Here is a 592-nt window from a genome sequence, read left to right as displayed (position 1 = left end):
GCGAGTAGACGATCACGTAGGCGATGTCGGGCTGCCGCTGCAGGGTGGCGATGACGGCGCCGATGCCCTCCAGGTCGAAGTAGTACAGCGGGTTGACCAGGGTCTCGGCGACCCGCTCGGCGGTCGCCCGCCCCTGCTCGGCCAGGCGCTCGTGCACCAGCGCGCGCATGGACCGGCGGCTGTGCTCGAGCAGCTGCACCACCAGCGCGATCACCGTCAGGGTGATCAGGGTGGCGGCCAGGATGACCGCCACCACCTTCGCCTGCAGGCCCATGCGCAGCTTCACTCGACCTCTCCGGCCACCCGCTGCACCGCGCGCCGGATGTAGTCGAGCCGGCCCTGGTCGGCGGCCTCGAGCGGCAGGAAGCGGGTCGCGCCGAAGAAATGCCGCAGCGCCTGTGCGGCCTGATCGGCGCGCACCATCTCCAGCGCGCGCGGATATTCCGGCGTCTCGTGGATGATGCGCAGGTCGCGGCGGAAGCTCGGCGGCATCGCGTCCGGCCGCGTCCAGTCGAGGTCGCTGAAGGCGCCGGCATCGACCAGGCGCTTGTGCACCCAGGTCGAGATGTTGCTCTCCGAGCCGCCGAAGACG

At 70.9% G+C, this 592-nt stretch carries 1 protein-coding gene and 1 pseudogene; both read right to left on the bottom strand.

Annotated elements, in window-relative coordinates; translation table 11 throughout:
• Nucleotides 1-286, bottom strand: a pseudogene (locus Z164_RS0119325) (hypothetical protein); the annotation flags it as partial.
• Nucleotides 283-592 (bottom strand): PhnD/SsuA/transferrin family substrate-binding protein (locus tag Z164_RS0119320; protein WP_024892278.1); only part of this gene is annotated, 310 nt, incomplete at its 5' end. The pseudogene Z164_RS0119325 and the gene Z164_RS0119320, both read right to left, overlap by 4 nt.

Source organism: Luteimonas huabeiensis HB2 (assembly GCF_000559025.1).
Classification (GTDB): domain Bacteria; phylum Pseudomonadota; class Gammaproteobacteria; order Xanthomonadales; family Xanthomonadaceae; genus Luteimonas; species Luteimonas huabeiensis.
The sequence above is the reverse complement of the archived record's forward strand: the minus strand, read 5'-3'. Positions and strand labels throughout refer to the sequence as shown.